Here is an 18,730-nt window from a genome sequence, read left to right as displayed (position 1 = left end):
CCGGCTGATGTCCCTTATGCAAGAACTGTTGACGGTTAGCGAACTATAGTTATATAGTATCGGCTATGTCACTGTCGCAACAACCTCGTAAGAAAGGCGATATCGCGAAGAGTTCCTCTTAAAGAGGTCATAAATAGGTATATGAGTTGCTTCAACTAATTAGCTCAAGTTGCACAGCTTCGTTTCAATAATTAGTATGCAATGAATGACCTTTGTAAATATTGCTAAGTTGAGGGTTACATTATCAATCTTGCTGTTTACTAATATAAGAATCAATGGAACGAGGAAGACAATTCTCAGACTTGGAAGTGATAGAAACGTTGCGTGAAGGCAGGGACGCAAATGCAATCATCGCGTATTTGTACAGGTCCAACTATAAAAAAACGCTCGTCTACGTAAGCCAAAATAGCGGCAATGAGCAGGACGCACAAGATATTTTCCAGGAGGTCATAGTGTCTTTTATTGAACTTGTCAGGCTTGAAAAATTTAGGGGAGAAAGTTCAATTGGTACATTCCTTCTTGCGATAATGCGAAATCTATGGTTAAATGAATTAAAGAAGAGAGGAAGGTCAATGCTACGTGATGAAAAATTTGAAAAGGCCAGAAGCACAGTCGACGAAGATATAAGCAGGTATATGGTCAACAGGGAAATGCGCAATCAGTTAATGCAACTTGTCGGTGATTTGGGAGATACTTGTAAGAAAATTTTAGTGGCATTTTATTACGAAAATTTAAGCATGAAGGAAATCCTTCAGCAGTCGGAATACGAAAATGAACAAGTGGTAAGAAATAAAAAATACAAATGTTTAAAGCAGCTTGAACAGATGCTTGTTTCAAAACCTGGCCTTGCGAACAATCTTAAATCAATTTTATCGTATGAATAACAATGATACTAATACCGACCTTTTAATTCGATATTTAGATGGGGAGCTTGAGGGTACTGATTTGGTTGATCTGGAAGCTAAAGTTTCAAAAGATCCATCCCTTAAGCAGGAACTAGAAAATTTGCGGAATACTCAAGTTGCTGTTAGGAGCTACGCATTGAGGCAACAGGTTGGAAACATCCACAATGAAATGATGAAAGAATTTGCAGGCGGGGACAAGCGCTCAGCACCTGTTGTCTCTATGCTTAGAAAAGCTTTCAGCATTGCGGCAATTTTTATTGTTGTCGTAGGCGGATTTTTTACTTACCAATACTCCAGCCTTTCTTCCGGTAAATTATTCGAATCAAATTACCAGGAATATAGCCTTCGAGAAGTAAGGGGAGAAACCAAAGCTTCTAACCTGGAGCAGCTGTATAAACAGCATTTAAACCAGCAAATCATTGATACCTTTCTAACAATCAGGCAACCTTCTTTAACCGACTACTTTTACGCGGGAAACGCATACCTCGCTCAGCGCAATGCTCCCGCCGCTATTCAATCTTTTACATTGCTGCAACAGAAAAACTTTCAGGCAGGTAGTCACATATTGGAAGATGATAGCGAGTATTATTTAGCGATGGCTTACCTGCAAAACAACCAAGCAGCAAAAGCACTTCCCATTCTAACTAAAATCCACGACGATAAGCAACACTTATATCACGATAAGGTAAGCGCTCTTTTTTTATTCAAAGTGAAACTTCTTTCAAGGAAATAATTTCTCCTGTTTCCATTATTTAAAATCTCCGGCAATACCACCGGAGATTTTTTTAAATTATTGGTTACATATTTAAAGGCTGTGTTTACTAATATATGAAGCGCCTCTAAAAATAATCAGTGCACTTAAAAAACAAAAAATCATTAAACATGAAAAGTCAAACAGCTCATTTTGTAAAAGCATTCGTAGTAACAATCCTACTTGGAACTCTTTCGGTTGGTTGTCAGAAAAATGCATTGGAGTCTAGTGGTGGCTCTAAATCAATCAGCCTTTTTATTACCGATGATCCTTCGGTCGTTTTTGATAACGTTTTTGTAGATATACAAAAAATTGAAGTCAAGGCAGAAGATGACGATGAAACCGAAATTGAGCACCATGGGGGAAGTGGGAGTGGCAATGGAAGTGATGATGATAGTGGAAGTACTTCCGGAGGCTGGATGACCTTAAGCAGTAGCGCGAGGGTAGTAGACATTCTCAAGTTTCGTAATGGCCTGGATACTTTAATCTCAACAGGATCATTTCAATCTGCACGCACATTAAAAAAAGTAAGAATTACGCTGGGAAATAACAACACCGCTGTTTTAAACGGGGCAACTGTTGCATTGAAGTTGAAAAAGAATACGGTTATAATTAACCTCGAAGATGAAAGAATTGAACAAAAGAATATTGATAACGTAAAAATCTGGCTTGATATAGACGCTGGCCGATCAATAAGAAGGTCTGGAAACCAATTTGAGTTCGAGCCTGGTATCAATGCTTTTTCCAGAGAAAAGGCAGGAAGCATAGAAGGTCGTGTGGCGCCGCTGGATGCCAGAGCAATTGTAACTGCAATAAGCGGAACCGATACTGCGACTGCAAAGCCTGGGCGTGAAGGTGAATTTAAAATAATAGGACTTAAAGCGGGTACATACAAACTGATCGTACACTCAACTACTAACAGTTATGCTGATGCAGTGCTTTCGAACATTACTGTAAAAACTAAAGAAGATAGTCACGTGGGTACTATCACACTGCGCAAGTAAAAAAAAGTTTTTGAAGATGCCCATGAAATTCCCTCAAATGAAAAAAGCCGTATAAATTATTTTGTACGGCTTTTTCTTACAACCATAACTGAGACGATAATGATTGTAATTGCTATTACAAGGTAAAAAGTATAATAGCCCCTTGCTATAGGCTCATCGTTGCCAATAAGAACCAGGTGCGCCCAATAATCGGGCGTTTTAAATCTTGCATCTATTTCGTTGTTCTCCAGGTAATCGATTTTTGCCTTTTGCAAAGCCTCGTTTTTTGGGAGACCTTTCTGTAGGTAATGATGCACCCTATTAATAATAAAAGCGGTGGCAGCATCATCAGCTTTCCATAAAGAGGTAATTACGCTTTTGCATCCGGCATAAGAGAACGCCCTTGACAGGCTGATAATTCCTTCTTCATTGATCAACTGTCCGCTACCTGTTTCACAGGCACTTAAGATTACAAGCTGCGTCTTCTTCATATCCAGGTGATAAATCTCTGGTTCGTATAAACGGTGTGAAGTATCGTTTAAAGGTTTTGTGGCAAAGAATTCTATATAAGATTGAAGTGGAACGGAGTCATTTGCTCTTGCATGTGTCGCCAGATGAATAACAGGAAACTGATCGTAAAATTTTAAAAACTGTTGTTTCGTAGCTTCTTTGTCTATTAAGATTTTTCCTTTTAATCCTGCTACCTCTTGCAGAGAATGACTAAGCCGCGGCAAACTTTCATTTCTACTATCTAATGTAAACGGAGCTATTGCCAACGTTTCATATTTACTCTTTTCATTGTCGTTGGTCGACAGGAAGTTTGCTGAGTAGTTGTAGCTGACAGCGAATTTGTAGAGTAAAGGACGCTCATTATCTGTCGGTGCAAGGGCCTCAAACGGAATATAGCTTAACTCGTTATAAGGAATCACCAGTAAACGTTTCTTGCCACTGATGTGAGGCAGAACCGGCCGTAGAATATTATTATAGAGATCCGTTGAAACATTGAGGACTAGTTTTTTGTCTGTTGTTTCTAACCCATTCAACTGTCGCCTTAGTGAGACGATATTGTCGAACAAGTTTTTCGTGGTATTAGAACCGGCGTAACCAAAGTCTTCCCTTGTTATATAAAAACAGAGTAACTGGTTGCCATAATAGTAGTATGAAATGAGCGCTTCATCTTTTGCCAAAACCTTTTGTTGCAGCGTGTCAATATTCACTTCTTTATTGGTGAACTTCAACTGGTAATATGCGGGTTCGTTATCTAATTTGTCCTGCAGTCTCGAGAACTGTATTTCCAGGTCCCGCAGGTCATTTTGCAGCTTTTCAATCGCAATTGTATCAGTCGTTTGACTAATCTGAAAATTAAGTTTTGAAATATTTGCTTTTAGCTGGTTTTGGTCTCTTATTAATTTTGGGGGTAGTCCAATTATGTTATTCAACTCCAGGTCATGCAGATCTGTTTGTAATACGGATGCTTTACTGTTTTCTGCAATGTTGAAAGCTTTTTTTAAGTAGAGTCGATCTTTAGTAAGTTCAAATAATTGAATGGCCGTTTTCACAGCTTCTTTATATGCGACGCTTACATTTTGCTCTAGAAATAATTTCGATTCATCCGAGCGGTACATCTTCTCCACATGGTTAGCTAGTGCAAGTGCAGATGAATAAGTATCCAGGGCACTACTTAATTGTTGCTTATCCTTTGTCTGTGCAAAGAGCTGCGCAAAAGCGTCTGCTTTTGCTTTTATCGTATTGAACAAAAGAAAAGAATTGTGCAATCCATAAAAACTAGCAGGATTGTGTTCAGCAACAGGATCATTAAAGTCAGGATCAAGCTGGATAATCGAAGAATGATATTTTTGCAGCGCCTGCTTCGGAAGATGCTTCGCCATGAGCAAATCACCCTCGTATTTCAAGGTAATGCCATAGTCTTTAGTCTTTTGGTTAGATGAAGTTTTTTGATAAACATCAAAAGCTTTCTGTAAAAAATAAGTAGCAGAATCGAGTTTATTTAATTGGATATAAGCGGATGCCAAATCATTGTATTTAACCTCGTTACTATACTCCACCCGTCCAAGAAATTTTATTGCCTGTTTTGCATCTCCTGCGTCTAAATAACAAACGCCAATATTGTGATGAAGCTCTTCTACATTATAGCCAAAAGTGATTAAGCTCTTGTAAATGTTTAAAGCTTCAGGGTAACGCCTCAGCTTTCGGAGTGCTGAAGCGATGTTGTTTTTATAGTTAACAATGAAAGAAATATCTGCTGGGCTTTGCGCTTCAACTATCGATAGTGCTTTTTCGAAATAGACGATGCTCTTTCTATAATCTCCTGTTTCGAAAAATAATACGCCCAGCTTATTGTACAGCCTTTCAGATTCGGCAATGGAAGGATACTTGTTTACGATGTTTTCTGCCTGCCGGTAATAATATAACGAGGAGTCGAAATTGAAAAGCGAGTAATGAATACTGCCTGCATACAAGTAAGGTTGAAACAGCAAAGAGTCCGGCAAATGGCTCTTTTGTTTTACTACATTTATGGAAGCTGCAAAATGAAGTAGAGCAGCGGTGTCGCGGCGATAAGTCATTTCAAGAATAGCTGCCTTTACGTAGCTATCGAACAAAATGGTATCGTTTTCAGGAAGCGCCGAAAGTATTTGAACTACCCGGTGGTAAGCTACAATGGCAAGACTATCGCTTGTGCTGGTAGCGCTGCCTGATCTGTATAATTCTTCGGCGTAATGATAAATGCTTTTATAGTCAGCCTGTTTCGGCTTTTTCTGTCCCCGTGGAATAGTGACAACCAGCAGTAATAAAATAAGAAGTAGTCCTTGTCTCGCCATTGCTCGGATAAAGTTAAATGGCGGAAAGTACAAACAACTGAAACTTTAGCGGCCAACAATAAAAATACAGGGAGGGCGGGGTTTTGCTGCTTTCAATGCAAGGGGTGCGGGTGTTGTATTTCCCGGCCCGATGATCGTTCCTTGCCTTGATGCTATGATGTCGAAAGCTTCTGGTGTTACCTCGCTCATCGAGTTAAAAAAGTAGAGCTTTACTTTCAACCTATTTGTAGCCAAAGAGCTGTTATCGTTAATGCGGTAAGTCATCTCAAATTCGTGGCGATCGTTATTGGACGGCGTGCCACCAAATACCCCATTTCTTACAGTTTGCGCCAGGTTTATTTCTGCACTTGTTGCATTCACTTTGCATCCCTGGCTATTTAGTGCAAGATCGACGTCGAATGTAGTTCCGTTGTTAATGCCGGGAACAGCTGCATTTTTATCAGCATTATAGACCGGTTTAAGAATGGAGTCTCCTTTGGCAAGGTTATAAAATCCATCTAAATAATTGATGCCGGAAATCGTAATGAAATTAGTGAGGGTATCCTTTTTTCCTGTTTCTACAAATGAGACCCGATATTTTAAACCTGCATCACTCTTGTTTACATTGATCACGCCGGTGGTTTCATTTAAAGCAAGTCCATCAGGAAAAGAAAAATAAGTGCCTGCACGAGGTTGCGCAGGAGACACAAAAAAATCAGCGGTCCCTTTTACGTAAAAAACAGAATCAGTGTAAATGGACTGGGAACCAGCGGAGTTAGTTGTATTGTTTTCGATAGTGTTTTTACTGCATGAAAAGAGGCATGCATTCATTATAAACAAACCTAGAAGACGAATTGTATTTTTCATAACCTTGTGCTATACCATTAGTAAACGCCGGATGCGTAGATGTAACCTGGAAAAAGAAAATTTTTCTACGAACATTCCTGCAAACGGTAATAGTATCTAATAAGTCTGATCTATAAAAAAATAAAGGGTTAAAACTTTCTATAAACGCGAAAGCGACTACTGTATTACAACCTCCAGTCGCCTTCTAGCAACCAATAAAATTTGCCAAAAAAAGACCGTTTCCCCGTTTTCTTATTGGTTTTAATTTCAATTTGAGAGGTTCCGAGTGGCCCGAAGGTTTGAACATAAAAAGGGCTGTTTTCTTTTTGTCGCAGAATTTTTTCTGTTTATCTCTTTTGACATTTTCCTTAACAAAATCTTATTAAAATTTGAGGTGTAATAAACTTTATGTTTCGATGCTTCCATGAAAAGTTACCGTTACAACGGAGCGTCGCAAGAATGTTGACAGAAGCTTTGATGCTTATAACAAAAACTATTTTAAAAATAATTAACAGTAAACCCAACCATTTGTTAATGGCGGACATCCATCCAAAAAATAGAAGCTGTTGAAACATTTTCTTAGTCATCTGCCATAACAGGAAGCCAATAAACGGAGCAATCTGCCTTTGTTAAAAAACTTAATTGAACCCAACCCTTTTTCCCTTTTAGTGCATCAATGACAGAAGAACCTAAAATATTTAAGCAAACAGAGCAGTTGATAGAGGCGTGCCTGAAAGGTGAACGGCAATCACAAAGCAGGTTGTATAATTTATATTGTCAGAAAATGTTTGTGGTTTGTCTGCGATATTCGAAGACGCGTGAAGAGGCGGAAGAAATTTTGCAGGAAGGCTTTATGAAGGTGTTTGAGTTTTTGCACCAGTATAAATTCGCCGGGTCTTTTGAAGGATGGATGCGGAAGATTATGGTGAATTGTGCGTTGCAGAAATACAGGAGTAAAGGAAGTCTGAGGCCGGTTATAGATATTGAATCGGTGACAGCAGAGTACGGAGAAAACGAAGACATCATTTCGAAAATCGGCACAAAGGAATTACTCAACATGGTACAACAGTTGCCGCCTTCATATAAAATGGTTTTTAACCTGTATGTTTTTGAGGGAATGAAACACCGGGAAATTGCTGATCTCTTAGGTATTTCGGAAGGCACGTCTAAATCAAATCTTTCTGACGCAAGAACCATTTTGCAAAAGGCTGTTAATAAAAGCTTACAATCTCCACAAGTAAAATTTAATTAAGCATGGATGAAAATCTACATAATATAGATCATTTATTTAGGAAGGCGATAGCGGGACACGAGGAGGAGCCTTCAACAAATGTTTGGGAGAACATCGATAAAAACCTCGACAAAAAGAACGTTGTTTCTATTTCAAAAAAATATAGAAAGCTAAAGTGGGCCGCCGCTGCCTTACTCATTTTTTCTGCTGGATTGGCTATGTACACAGTACAAACAAGGCTTAGGAACAAAGAGCTTGCAAAAACGATTAGCAGGAAAAAAATGGCTGAAAGGAATGGAGGAAATAACAAGGCTTTTCCGAAAACCGGTATAAGCGATGCTAAGCCATTGGAGAAAGAAGTTATTGAAGAGCCTGTTCCTACAACAAGAATTGATAGCGCACATACAACAGTTGACTCCAATGAAACCGTAGCAAAAGCTGGTAAACAAACAGCAACGGAGAAAGTAGGTTTGCCGGGTGCTGAACAAAAAGTTGAAGACGGCAACTCCACACAAACAGTGAAACTTTCAGGAAAGCGGGTAAAGACTGCCAGGAAAACAGAAGAAGCTCTTGTTGTCTACAAAGGATCTAAAGAAAGAAATGCAGTATCTACTATGAACAGTAAAGCGGCCAATTTTTCTGCCGCGGATAATTCAAAGGGAACACAAAATGCAGGGGCCAGTACGCTAAAGCCCGTGGGAGATTTGGCTACAGCCACAGAACGCCCAAAAGATTTACAAATACAATCACCCGACCCGTTACTTGAGAATATTTTAAAAAGCGCCAGCGAAAACAATAAGATACCCACAGCCGAGCCACTGGTTCTGGCAAAGAACAGCAAGGTAAAAGGTGATCATAGATTTACGTTTTCTATTACTCCGTATTATTCCGCTGATTTTGTTAATACCAGGATTGACAACGGACAACGTTGGTTTAGAGAAGATGACCGAAACGAAATAAAGAACAAGGAGGAAATCTCAAAAACTTCAAGCATTGGTGTATTGGTGGACTACAACTTAGACAGCCGATGGAGCTTACAATCCGGGATTTCTTTTTCGACCATGACCACCAACATTCAGCCAAAGACAATTTTTGCACGTCCTGATCCCCGTGGCAATATCAACTATCGTTTTAATTGTTCATCAGGCTATTCTTTCGTCACCTTACGTCGTGGTAATGCTCCAGCTTCGGGAGACAGCGTAATCGCTTTGTCTTCTACCAATACCCTCAACTACGTGAGCGTTCCGTTGGCTGTAAAATACGTGTTTAGTAAAGGAAAACTAAGCTTATCACCAGGGTTGGGGGTTGCAGCTAACTTCTTAACCAAAGGAAAGATTGAAACTGAAATTGCCGGATCAGCCGGAAACGAAAAAGCGAGTATAGACCACATTGAGGGTTTAAATAATTCTTACTTCAGTGGCTTAGTTAGCCTTGGTGTTGACTATAGTTTAAATAAGACTCTCGCGCTTAGTTTTACGCCCACCAGCCGAATTGCTTTGTCTGCCATCAATAAAGATGCGCCAGTTAAAACCTACCTCAGTTCGTTCGGGCTGGTTGGGGGGTTAAGAATTAACTTTTAAGTAGCATTATCGATACTTATTTACCTAACCTCTTTTTTGTCGGCTTGGGTACTCTCCCTTTTAGAGAGCCGTTAGTTTGTATGCTAGTATGTACTCAACATTGTGCTGCTATTAAACTCTCTTGCGTCGCACTCTTGTACTTTTTTTATTTCTACGCCGCAGTAAACTTCATAAGAAAAAAGTCTTCGGCAAGGAGCAACTTCCCATCGACCTTTTGGAGCATCGCCACCCGATGACTGTTGAAAGTTCCTCTAAATTTATTGCGAAATAAACTGGCTGTTCTAAAGGCTTAAATGCATAAATTACAAGCAATTTCTAAGATTAAAATCAAACTATTTATGTTGAAATCTACCATTGCTTCCATTTGTATTGCAGCAAGTATTCTTTCCGGATGCGGATCTTCTAAACAGGCTTCCGTTAACCATGAAGTGAATAAGGAGCCAAACACTTTGACGAGTAAAGAAAAGAAAGATGGATGGGTGTTGTTGTTCGACGGACAGACTACAAGTGGTTGGCATGGGTACAATAAAAACACGGTACCAACAATATGGAAAGTTGTAAACGGCTCGATTATGCTTGATCCAAAAGCAAGAACCAGGGGTGCCGGCGGAGATATTGTAACTGACCAGGAGTTTGAGAATTTTGAGTTTTCGACAGAATGGCGAATCACTGAAGAAGGAAACAGCGGCATTATTTTCGACATTAAAGAAGATCCTAAGTTTTCAAATACGTACAATACTGGCTTGGAAATGCAGGTGCTTGATAACATAAAAGCATCTGACAACAAAAAGGCGAACCATTTGGCTGGACTACTATATGACTTAAAAGGTACTGCTGATCTTTCAAAACCTAAGCCGGTAGGAGAGTGGAATGAAGCAAGAATTGTTCAGAAGAACGGTCACCTGACCCTTTATTTCAACGGAATTAAAACATGCGAGGTTCAGCTTGGCAGCGACGAGTGGAAGAGTCTTGTTGAAAACAGCAAGTTCAAAGGCTGGCCAAATTTTGCAACTACTCCAAAAGGAAAAATTGCTTTCCAGGATCATGGCCATGAAGTAGCATTTCGCAATGTGATGATAAGAAAGTTATAAACTGACTTCAGTAGATTAAAAGCCGGCTTAGTTTGAAGCAAAATGACATCCTTTTTACCGGTGGCTATAAGAATGTTGAGTAGAATATCTACAGGTACAAGTGAGTGACACAACGATGTTGACTAAGGTTAACCCTGCTGACACAAATTTCAAATTTATTAAAACAGGTATGCTAAAGACGTTAGGTTTTATACTTGTCGCGGTTTTTGTTTTGGCAAGTATTAATGGCAAAGAGAAGGCGGCAGACACTGTAGTTGTTGCAGAAGGAAAAATGCCGAACCTGGTAAAAGATAAAAACAATACTATCCATATTGTTTACGGAACCGGTGATAGCATTATGTACCTCTCTTCTGAAGATGGAAGAAGCTTTAGCGGTGCTTCGCTAATTGCTGTTCTGCCTAACCTGTTTGCTTCGGCTATGCGCGGACCTCAGATAGCTGCCTCGAGTGATGGTGTTACAGTAACCGCATGCTCGAGCAATGGAAATATTTTTTCTTATCATAAGACGGCCTCGGGAAAATGGTCGAAAGCAACCAAAGTGAATGATGTGGATGAGTCTGCAAAAGAAGCTTTGATGGGGCTAAGTGCAGATGGCGAAAGTGTGTTTGCGGTATGGCTTGGCGTAAAAAATCCTAAAGGTCAGAGCGTGTACGGTGCGAAATCCAACGATGGCGGCAAGACCTGGAGTAGAAATATTGTAGTCTACGCGTCTCCTGATAGTACTGTCTGCGAGTGTTGTAAACCGTCTGTTGTTGTAAAAGACAATCTTGTATATGTTATGTTTCGAAACTGGCTACATGGTAGCCGTGATTTATATGTCGTTTCATCCTCAAATGGTGGAAAGTCTTTTGAACATTCGCAGAAATTAGGTGACGGGACCTGGAAATTGAAGGGTTGCCCGATGGATGGTGGTGGACTTGCCATAAGTAAAGACGGAACGGTCGAAACAGTGTGGCGACGTGAAGGGAAAATTTTTGCTTCCGCTGTAGGTATGCCCGAGAAAGAAATTGGTGAAGGTCGTGGCTGTACTATTGAGACTGTAAATGGCAAAAAAGTCTACGCGTGGGGTTTAAATGGTGATGTGATTTTAATGAACTCTGCAGGAGTAAAAAAGAATCTAGGTAAAGGAAGCTTACCCTTAGTAAAAGCTTTGAATAATGAACATGTACTTTGCGTGTGGGAAAACGACAGACAAATTCGTGCATCAGTAGTTGAATTGTAGACTGTTGCAGATGTTGGAAAATGTCGAGATTGTGATAATCAAAGCCACTTTTTAAACCATGCGATCGTCATGTCGGCATGTTCCGGCAAAAATCGATGTGGCTCTTTGAGGGTGATATGTATAGCCAATCTATTCAGTGCACCCTTTGCCTTGTACGCTTTTGTTGCGGATTTAAACGCAAGCCTAGCTCCTTCTAACGGGCAGTTCTGATCTTTTTCGTTACTTAGAAGTAGGAGCGGACGTGGAGCAAAGAGGCGGATCATCGATGGACAATCAAACTCTCCTGTAATCCCCGGAACTAATTTTTGCCACACCAGTTGTACATTTTCTTTTTTTACGGTGCTGTCTCCAAGATCACGTGCGGCTTGTTTGTGTACCTCTGCAATCGTATTTGCGCGGCCTTGCCATTTGTTATTTTCTAACGACCATCTGAAACTCTGGGCCGCAATAACAGGTACTGCAACTTTTATCCTTTTATCAACAGACGCTGCCATCCAGGTTTCAATTCCTCCCATTGAAATTCCCATCATACCGATTCGGCTTGCTTCGACATCCGGCCTTGTTACCAGGTAATCGGTCAACTTCCACAAATCATACACAGTATCGTAAAAGAAGGGATGTTGTTGGTGGGAACCAGAATTTTCCCAGGCCTTTGTGATGGCTTCTACATATTGCTTCGAGTTATTGGCACCACCTTTAATTCTTTCACCGTGATACCTTGCATCAATGGCAACACCCATTATCCCAATCTTGGAGAGCCTATATAGCAAGTTTGTAATGCTAGCTTCATCCTTAGTCCCTCCCGTGCCATGCAGACAGATGACGACTGGAAATTTCTTTACGCCGGCGGTAGTTGGTTTGTAAATGAGGATCGGTACTTTTTCTGTCTTTTCAGTATAAATGAACCCTTTTTCGATTACGACAGAATCAGTGCTAAAAGATTGAAAGGAAGGATTGAAATTAACAGCAGGCCTTTCAAGTAATTTTCTAAAATCACTTGAAATTTTTTCAACGGGAAAATTCTCAAGTGATTTTGACTGGTGCCTTGCCTGACCGAATGCTCCAGTAAAAAGAACCAGTGTTGATATGTAAAGAACAAGCTTCATAGAGCTTAAAGTTAATCAACACTTTAAATCATTATGCTCCATGTATTTCTTTGACCGTATTTACCCCACTGCTTCATTGAATTATACAAAGTGGTCTTAAGAGTAGTTAGGTTTGTTTTCTTACCTTTTTTAGGAGGAGCAATTGCGCTTATTTTAGGATCAGAAGTAATGAGTTTTGTTGCAAACCAGGTAGTGTGCATACGGGGGATAGCAAGCCCTAGTATCATTCCGGGTAGTCCTGAAAAAGACTCGGGTCCTCCACGGGTAACTATCTGATCTGTATAAAAAGCAAACACAAAAACAGAGTCCATAATAATGGTAGTTGCTTTTCTGCATTCAAAGCCGGCTATGGTCCGGGTATCCGACGTAATCTTCCATTCGGCTTTTCGAAGGCTATCCTGGATGTTGTAAGAAGTTTCAAAGACATTCTTTAAACTGCTAAAAGATTGTGATGCCAAATCGCTATAAACAACGTTGTCCTCTGCAGGACCTGCTAACCACTCAGGAACTTTTTTTACTGCCTCTACTTCGCGGCCGGGCTCGTACAAGGTTTTATCATGGTCGAAGTAAAGATTAAAGTAGGTTGATTTTGAAGGCGGCAATTGCTTTTTCAGTGCTTCGTAGAACGAATTATCCTCCCCATCCATATCGTCTTCGAGACGTTTCAGAATGTTGATAGTTCTTTCGAATTCTATCTTTCCTTTCTCAATAAATATCTGCTGCGCCTTTACCGACACAGTTGAAGCTAATAAGGATACGATCAGGTAAAACGTTTTCATACAAATTTATTTAACGGGTGCACCTCCGGGGGATTTAGTGAAGTTCCAGGTAAAATTCAACATAAAATATCTTCTTAAGCTGGTGTAAGAATTCTCAGTGATCACGTTTGAACCGATATAGCGGCTGAAACCTTTATTCTGATCAAGCAAGTCATTACCCCTTATACTTATCAAGCCCTTGTCGTTTTTGAAAAGCTTTCTTCCGATAAAAGCATTCCATACAATCACATTATTGTTGTTATCGAAAGTGCTTGTTTTTTGTCTTAAATCAGCATTGATATCGGTATTGATTTCAAACTTAAACGGTAGTTGGTAGTTAAAATTGAAGGAGTGGTTTTGCGTGATATAATTCGTCTTCACATCGCGTCTGATAGAAGACTTGGAAGTGTTGTACGACACATTTGAGCTAAGATAGAAACTGAATTTCTTTTCTACATATTTACTAAAGCCTAAGCGTACACCATAGCTTTCATTATCGGTCACGTTGTTTATCTTATTTACGATATTATTATTTCTATTCGCATTAAGGTTTATACCAGCATTGATCCTGATATCAGGTTTTTTCCATTTGAAGGAAAATCCTCCAAAAATGTTTCCATTGTAGTTACCGTTCACATTGATGTACTGGTACACTGTTTTGCCAATACTATCACCGGAGGTAGCGGTGTATTGATTCGTGGTAATTGCATTGGATATAGTGTTGAAAGATCCATACAGGTAAATGTTCTGCTGAGATAGTACTTTATAAGAGTTGTAGCTTAAATTAAACCTGTTTTGAAACGATTGCTTTAGGTTAGGATTCCCTGCAAAAATGTTTAAAGTATTGGTGTTGTCCCGGATAGGTTGTATCTGTTGAATAGTCGGCTGTTGTGAATTGCCATTGTAAGAAAAATAGATACCGCTGTTTGTGTTGAATTTATAGTTGATATTCGACCGGGGGAAAAGGTTTGTATAACTGTACCTGGTAGTCGTTTTTCTTAGTACATCTTCCTGCGTGAAGTCTGCTACAGCAATATCACTTCCGATACCTGCATTCAGTTTTTTGCTATTGAATCTCCAGGCCATACCGCCGCTATTGGTAAGTATCTTGTAATTATAGTTATTGCTAAATGTGTCGTTTAAAGCTTCATACTTACCCGTGTTGTTTTTATCGTAAGACAGCTTTTTCGATTCACTATTATTTAACCTCAAACCATAATTGAACTCTATGAATAAGTTTTTGACAACCGGCTCTGTGTAAACAAGTCGGCCTGATGTAGTAAGCGTGTTTACGTCATACATCTTCATCTGGTCAACATTGTTTCTGTTGATGATCGATTGATTTTTATCGTAAAAGTCATTTGATGAATTTAGAAAGCCAGTAGTCTTGGTTTGTAAATATTCTTCGATCAGGCTTAGTGAAACTGTTCTGCCAATCTTTTTAAACCGTCTTCTAAAAATCATATTGCTGTTAAAGCTGTTGTTAGTACCCTTTGAAACAATTGATCGGTTACTCGTATTTACAAGATTGCCCGCCTTGTTGATAGATTGTGACAGGTTAGTGCTGGCTGAGCTTTCAGTACCATTATAGCCGTTTGCTTTAATTTTTACAGAGGTAAAACTGTCAATCTGCACATCCAAAGTTCCGTTGGCTGAATTTCTTTGTTTGTTGCTAACGAAATCGTTGTTTTCTCTTTGATAAAACAGGGTATCGGGCAAGATAAATTGAGAGAAAGTATTTGACGAGCCTTCATTAAGAATCTTGTTGTAGCGATAACTACCATTTATAGTTTGCTTATCGTCGTTAAACTTGTTACCGTAGTTAATACCGGTGCTCCAACTTCTTGGGATGCCCTGCCCGCGAAAAGAAGACTGGCTAAATTCATCACGGCCGCCGCCATCGATGTATATTCCTCCGTCATCACTCATCTGCATATCTAAGCCCTCACCAAATTTTTCCTGTTCACCCCAATCAAGTCCCGTTTTCCCGGTACTGCTCATAATGCCATAGACAGATAGTTTTCTTTTTGCCCGGAAAGAGTTTAGCATTAGCGTGTTATTCCATCGGTTGTTGAATCCGCCGGCCAGTTCCAACTTGCCGAAGTAACCCTTTTTGAAATTGTCTTTCATTGTCAGGTTAATCGTTTTAGTCTTTTGCCCGTCATCGATGCCTGAGAAAACAGCCTGGTCACTTTTTTTGTCGTAGACCTGAACCTTGTTTATAGTATTAGCCTGAAGATTTTTTGTTGCCATAGTAGGATCATTCCCAAAAAACTCTTCTCCGTCTACTAATATTTTTTTAACCTCTTCTCCCTGCGCCGTAATCTTACCATCTTTATCAACCTGAAGTCCGGGTAGCTTGCGTAGCATCTCTTCAACCGATGCACCTTCTCTTACTTTAAAACTATCTGCAACATATTCTGTTGTGTCGCCTCTCATTCGCATCGCCGCAACCTTCGATTTCACAAGCACTTCTTCCAGGATCTTAGACTTAAGCGTAAGCATTATTTTTCCCAGCACTTTGTTTTCATTTTCCTCAACGCTAACCTTTTCGAGGTAGTCGGCATAGGTAGGATATGTAAAAAGAAGAATGTATTGTCCCTTATTTAGTTTGGGTATTCTGAAATCACCCTTGCTGTCGCTCCTGATGACATCAATTAAAATAGAGTCTTTAGCCCTTAAAAGTGAGATATTAGTTTGAGGAAGTGTTTTACGATTAATAGTATCCTCAATAGTTCCGGTGATGGTTGCATTTTGGGCAATGGCCGTCACGGAAAGTAAAATGCAGACGAGCGATAGCAGGAGTAGTTTTGGCATAACAGTTAATTAAGAGCAATATAACTGTTATCAATTCAAGCAGTTAATGTCGTATCACAAAATATGTTAAAAAAGTACAAGCGGCTTTTATACTCCATGTTTGGTAAGCCTGTTATAAATAAAAAAGCTCTTTTAAGGCGAACTTATATTGGCCACTATCTGCACACATAGGTATAAGACATGCATGAGGAAAGGATTTTTCCACTTTAGATTACATAATTTAACTATTACGCGCGATACTCTTATATTGCTGCGGTATTTGTTACCCTTCAATTAACGTTGAATTGCGGAAGAAAAAACGCCAGCAAGGGCATCTTTTTAGCCTTTTAATTGGGGGGATAAATTTTGAAAGAAAGGAAGTCTTCCGTAATCTTGACTTGAAAGGGATCGTGGTATTATTTTTTTAATAAAAGAAGTTGATAAACAATTATTTATCTTGATGCTTTATAAACCACCGCAAGTGGCATAAATAAGGCAATTAAATTACCTGCATCACTAAAACTTAAATTAAAACTTTATGGCAAAGGCAACTGCAAAAGAGACACCAACAAAAAAAGCTGAAGCACCAGCTCCGAAAAAAGCCGCAAAGCCAGCTCCTAAAAAAGCTGCACAAAAAACATCGGGAAAAACTCCTGATGGAAAAGCAAACTCAGGAATAATGGCTCCCCTAAATGTTAGCGCTGACCTGGCTAAGATTGTAGGTAAAGAACCGTTGCCAAGAACTCAAATAATCAAGAAAATCTGGGATTATATTAAAGCAAACGACCTTCAGGATAAGGAAAACAGGAGAATGATCAATGCAGACAAAGACCTAAAAGTGGTTTTTGATGGTAAAGACCAGGTTTCAATGTTTGAATTAGCTAAAGTGGTAAACAACCACGTAAAGAAGTAATTACTTCAATTCTACTTTTACTGTTTTTAGCGCTGTTATTCGAAAACTTCAAAGTTTTTGGTAGAGGCTTAAAGTAGACTGTATGAGTAAGAACATTAATCTCACGCAAAGTTTTTATTGGTAAAGCTTTGCGTGAATAATGACTTTTTCTTCCAACCTCTTAGCATCCCGATCTTGGTGCACTTCTTCGCGTGTAATTATTACACCGCCACTTTGAATTATTCCCTTAGCTACATTCCCTCTGGATATACAGCTTAACCGAACCTATACTGTAGCAGTATCACCATTTGATTTCTACAACAACAATGCTTACTGTGCATGCAAATCGAGGGAGAGACCCGCGAAATATTCTCCATGAAATTAAAAGAGAGATGCTTCAAGGCTATAAAATAAATTCCTAAGAAGAGTAGCTCTTAAAGCTTTAGAAGCTCGATTCTTAAAATCGTCTAACATCCCCATAAAATTTATTTGTCAAATTGTACGTTTTATGATTCTCGTAAGATGGAGGTTTATACTTTTACGAAAGAGCTTTGAACAATTTGATGCACAAAAAGGTCCACGGCTAAAACAGTCTGAAATTATAAACTTCTGCTGTAAGTAATGACAGGATTATTATGAAAAGGGTATTTATAACAGTAGCTATTTTAATTTTATTTGCTTCTAACAGCCATGCACAATTTTCTGCGCAGGATAAGATGGCATTGGAAATTCCTCAACCGGATACTTACTCTACGAATGGAATAAGTTCTTACGTTAAAAGCCATTTCTCGTCCGACTCAGAAAGGGTTCGGGCGCTTTTTGTTTGGGTTGCAAATAATGTCAATTACGACGTTGAGAAAGTGCGCACTAGAAACCTTACGGAAAGAACTACTGTTGCCCAAGTTCTGCAAACAAGAATGGCTATATGCCAGGGATATTCAGAGTTACTGGTTGCGCTGTTGAAGGAGTGCAATATAAAATCGATGTTGGTTGGAGGCTATACAAAAGAACCAAACGGCTCTATTTCTGAACTCTCCCATGCGTGGGTAGCGGCAGAGGTAAACAATAAGTGGTATTTCTTCGACCCCACGTGGGCAGCAGGAAGTGTGAAGGATTACAGGTTCTCACGAAGCTTCTCTAACCGCTATTATAAACTTCTTCCTGAACAGATGATTAAGGATCATATGCCTTTTGATCCTATGAATCAGTTGTTGAACTACCCGGTTACCTACGACGAGTTTAATAACAGCAATGTTTCTATAAATACTACCAAGCCTTTTTTTAATTATGCCGATACACTTATTCATCACAACTCGTTAGACAGTTTGAACCAATTTGCCGGCATTACGAGGAGGATTAATAAAAATGGTGAAAAGAACCGGCTCGTTTACGACATGGTTCAGCTGCTAAATAAGAATCAAAGTTATGGTGAGTCGAAGCTTGGATTCGAAGGGGCTGTCTCTGCGTTCAATACCGGGACGGCTTTATTTAACCGTTATATCGACTACAAAAACTCGAGATTTAATGGAATCAAAAGCAACAAAGAAATTCAACAAATGATTGATAGCGTGTTGCTTTATATTAAAAGTGCTTACACAATGCTTCAACCTGTAGTTGCAGATACCGACGATAACAAGCGCGCGCTGGAAGGTATTAATGGTGCTCTTTTAAGATTTTATAATAGGGTCGAAGAGGAGAATATCTTTTTAAAAAGGTACTTGCAAACAAGCAGAACTACGCGCTAGGCTGC

14 protein-coding genes are annotated in these 18,730 nt (G+C 39.4%); 9 read left to right on the top strand and 5 right to left on the bottom strand.

Going from position 1 to position 18,730, the window contains the following annotated elements; all coding sequences use genetic code 11:
* Positions 1–275: 275 nt before the first annotated feature.
* From SAE01_RS13775 to SAE01_RS13765, 3 genes are all read left to right on the top strand, one after another.
* Entirely contained in the window at positions 276–884 is a 609-nt protein-coding gene (locus SAE01_RS13775; RefSeq protein ID WP_147204348.1) for an RNA polymerase sigma factor, read from the top strand.
* A complete protein-coding gene (locus SAE01_RS13770; RefSeq protein WP_147204347.1) occupies positions 877–1,638 on the top strand; it encodes an anti-sigma factor in 762 nt (253 codons plus the stop codon). The genes SAE01_RS13775 and SAE01_RS13770 overlap by 8 nt, the downstream gene beginning before the upstream one ends.
* A gap of 149 nt (positions 1,639–1,787) precedes the next feature.
* Positions 1,788–2,660, top strand: coding sequence for a DUF4382 domain-containing protein (locus SAE01_RS13765; RefSeq protein ID WP_147204346.1), 873 nt, complete (start codon positions 1,788–1,790; stop codon positions 2,658–2,660).
* A gap of 56 nt (positions 2,661–2,716) precedes the next feature.
* On the opposite strand, the gene SAE01_RS13760 is transcribed toward SAE01_RS13765, so the two are convergent.
* Complete coding sequence (locus tag SAE01_RS13760; RefSeq protein ID WP_147204345.1) at positions 2,717–5,479, bottom strand: CHAT domain-containing protein; 2,763 nt, start codon at positions 5,477–5,479, stop codon at positions 2,717–2,719.
* Positions 5,480–5,524: 45 nt separating this feature from the next.
* Positions 5,525–6,325: a hypothetical protein gene (locus SAE01_RS13755; RefSeq protein WP_147204344.1), complete on the bottom strand. Its 801-nt coding sequence runs from the start codon at positions 6,323–6,325 to the stop codon at positions 5,525–5,527.
* Between the two features lie 655 nt (positions 6,326–6,980).
* Here SAE01_RS13755 and SAE01_RS13750 point away from each other — a divergent pair.
* From SAE01_RS13750 to SAE01_RS13735, 4 genes are all read left to right on the top strand, one after another.
* Complete coding sequence (locus SAE01_RS13750; RefSeq protein ID WP_147204343.1) at positions 6,981–7,556, top strand: RNA polymerase sigma factor; 576 nt, start codon at positions 6,981–6,983, stop codon at positions 7,554–7,556.
* Between the two features lie 2 nt (positions 7,557–7,558).
* Positions 7,559–9,115 carry an outer membrane beta-barrel protein gene (locus SAE01_RS13745; RefSeq protein ID WP_147204342.1) on the top strand — a complete coding sequence of 519 codons (1,557 nt, stop codon included), beginning with the start codon at positions 7,559–7,561 and terminating at the stop codon, positions 9,113–9,115.
* 293 nt (positions 9,116–9,408) lie between these two features.
* Positions 9,409–10,206, top strand: a complete 798-nt coding sequence (locus tag SAE01_RS13740) for a 3-keto-disaccharide hydrolase (protein WP_246113239.1) — start codon at positions 9,409–9,411, stop codon at positions 10,204–10,206.
* Positions 10,207–10,306: 100 nt separating this feature from the next.
* A complete protein-coding gene (locus SAE01_RS13735; protein WP_147204341.1) occupies positions 10,307–11,428 on the top strand; it encodes a sialidase family protein in 1,122 nt (373 codons plus the stop codon).
* 38 nt (positions 11,429–11,466) lie between these two features.
* Here the strand turns inward: SAE01_RS13735 and SAE01_RS13730 are convergent, their stop codons facing one another.
* Genes SAE01_RS13730 through SAE01_RS13720 form a run of 3 tightly spaced genes read right to left on the bottom strand, consistent with a single transcriptional unit; the run spans position 11,467 to position 16,109 of the window.
* A complete protein-coding gene (locus tag SAE01_RS13730) occupies positions 11,467–12,534 on the bottom strand; it encodes an alpha/beta hydrolase (RefSeq protein ID WP_147204340.1) in 1,068 nt (355 codons plus the stop codon).
* Positions 12,535–12,557: 23 nt separating this feature from the next.
* Positions 12,558–13,313 carry a GLPGLI family protein gene (locus SAE01_RS13725; RefSeq protein ID WP_147204339.1) on the bottom strand — a complete coding sequence of 252 codons (756 nt, stop codon included), beginning with the start codon at positions 13,311–13,313 and terminating at the stop codon, positions 12,558–12,560.
* Between the two features lie 6 nt (positions 13,314–13,319).
* Complete coding sequence (locus tag SAE01_RS13720; RefSeq protein ID WP_147204338.1) at positions 13,320–16,109, bottom strand: outer membrane beta-barrel protein; 2,790 nt, start codon at positions 16,107–16,109, stop codon at positions 13,320–13,322.
* Positions 16,110–16,626: 517 nt separating this feature from the next.
* Between SAE01_RS13720 and SAE01_RS13715 the strand changes: the two genes are divergently transcribed.
* Both SAE01_RS13715 and SAE01_RS13710 read left to right on the top strand, forming a co-directional pair.
* Positions 16,627–17,001: an SWIB/MDM2 domain-containing protein gene (locus SAE01_RS13715; protein WP_147204337.1), complete on the top strand. Its 375-nt coding sequence runs from the start codon at positions 16,627–16,629 to the stop codon at positions 16,999–17,001.
* Between the two features lie 614 nt (positions 17,002–17,615).
* Positions 17,616–18,725 carry a transglutaminase domain-containing protein gene (locus SAE01_RS13710; RefSeq protein ID WP_147204336.1) on the top strand — a complete coding sequence of 370 codons (1,110 nt, stop codon included), beginning with the start codon at positions 17,616–17,618 and terminating at the stop codon, positions 18,723–18,725.
* The last annotated feature ends 5 nt before the right edge of the window (positions 18,726–18,730 follow it).

Source organism: Segetibacter aerophilus (assembly GCF_007991655.1).
GTDB lineage: Bacteria > Bacteroidota > Bacteroidia > Chitinophagales > Chitinophagaceae > Segetibacter > Segetibacter aerophilus.
Note: the sequence above shows the minus strand (reverse complement) of the source record. Positions and strands in the feature narration are given on the sequence as shown.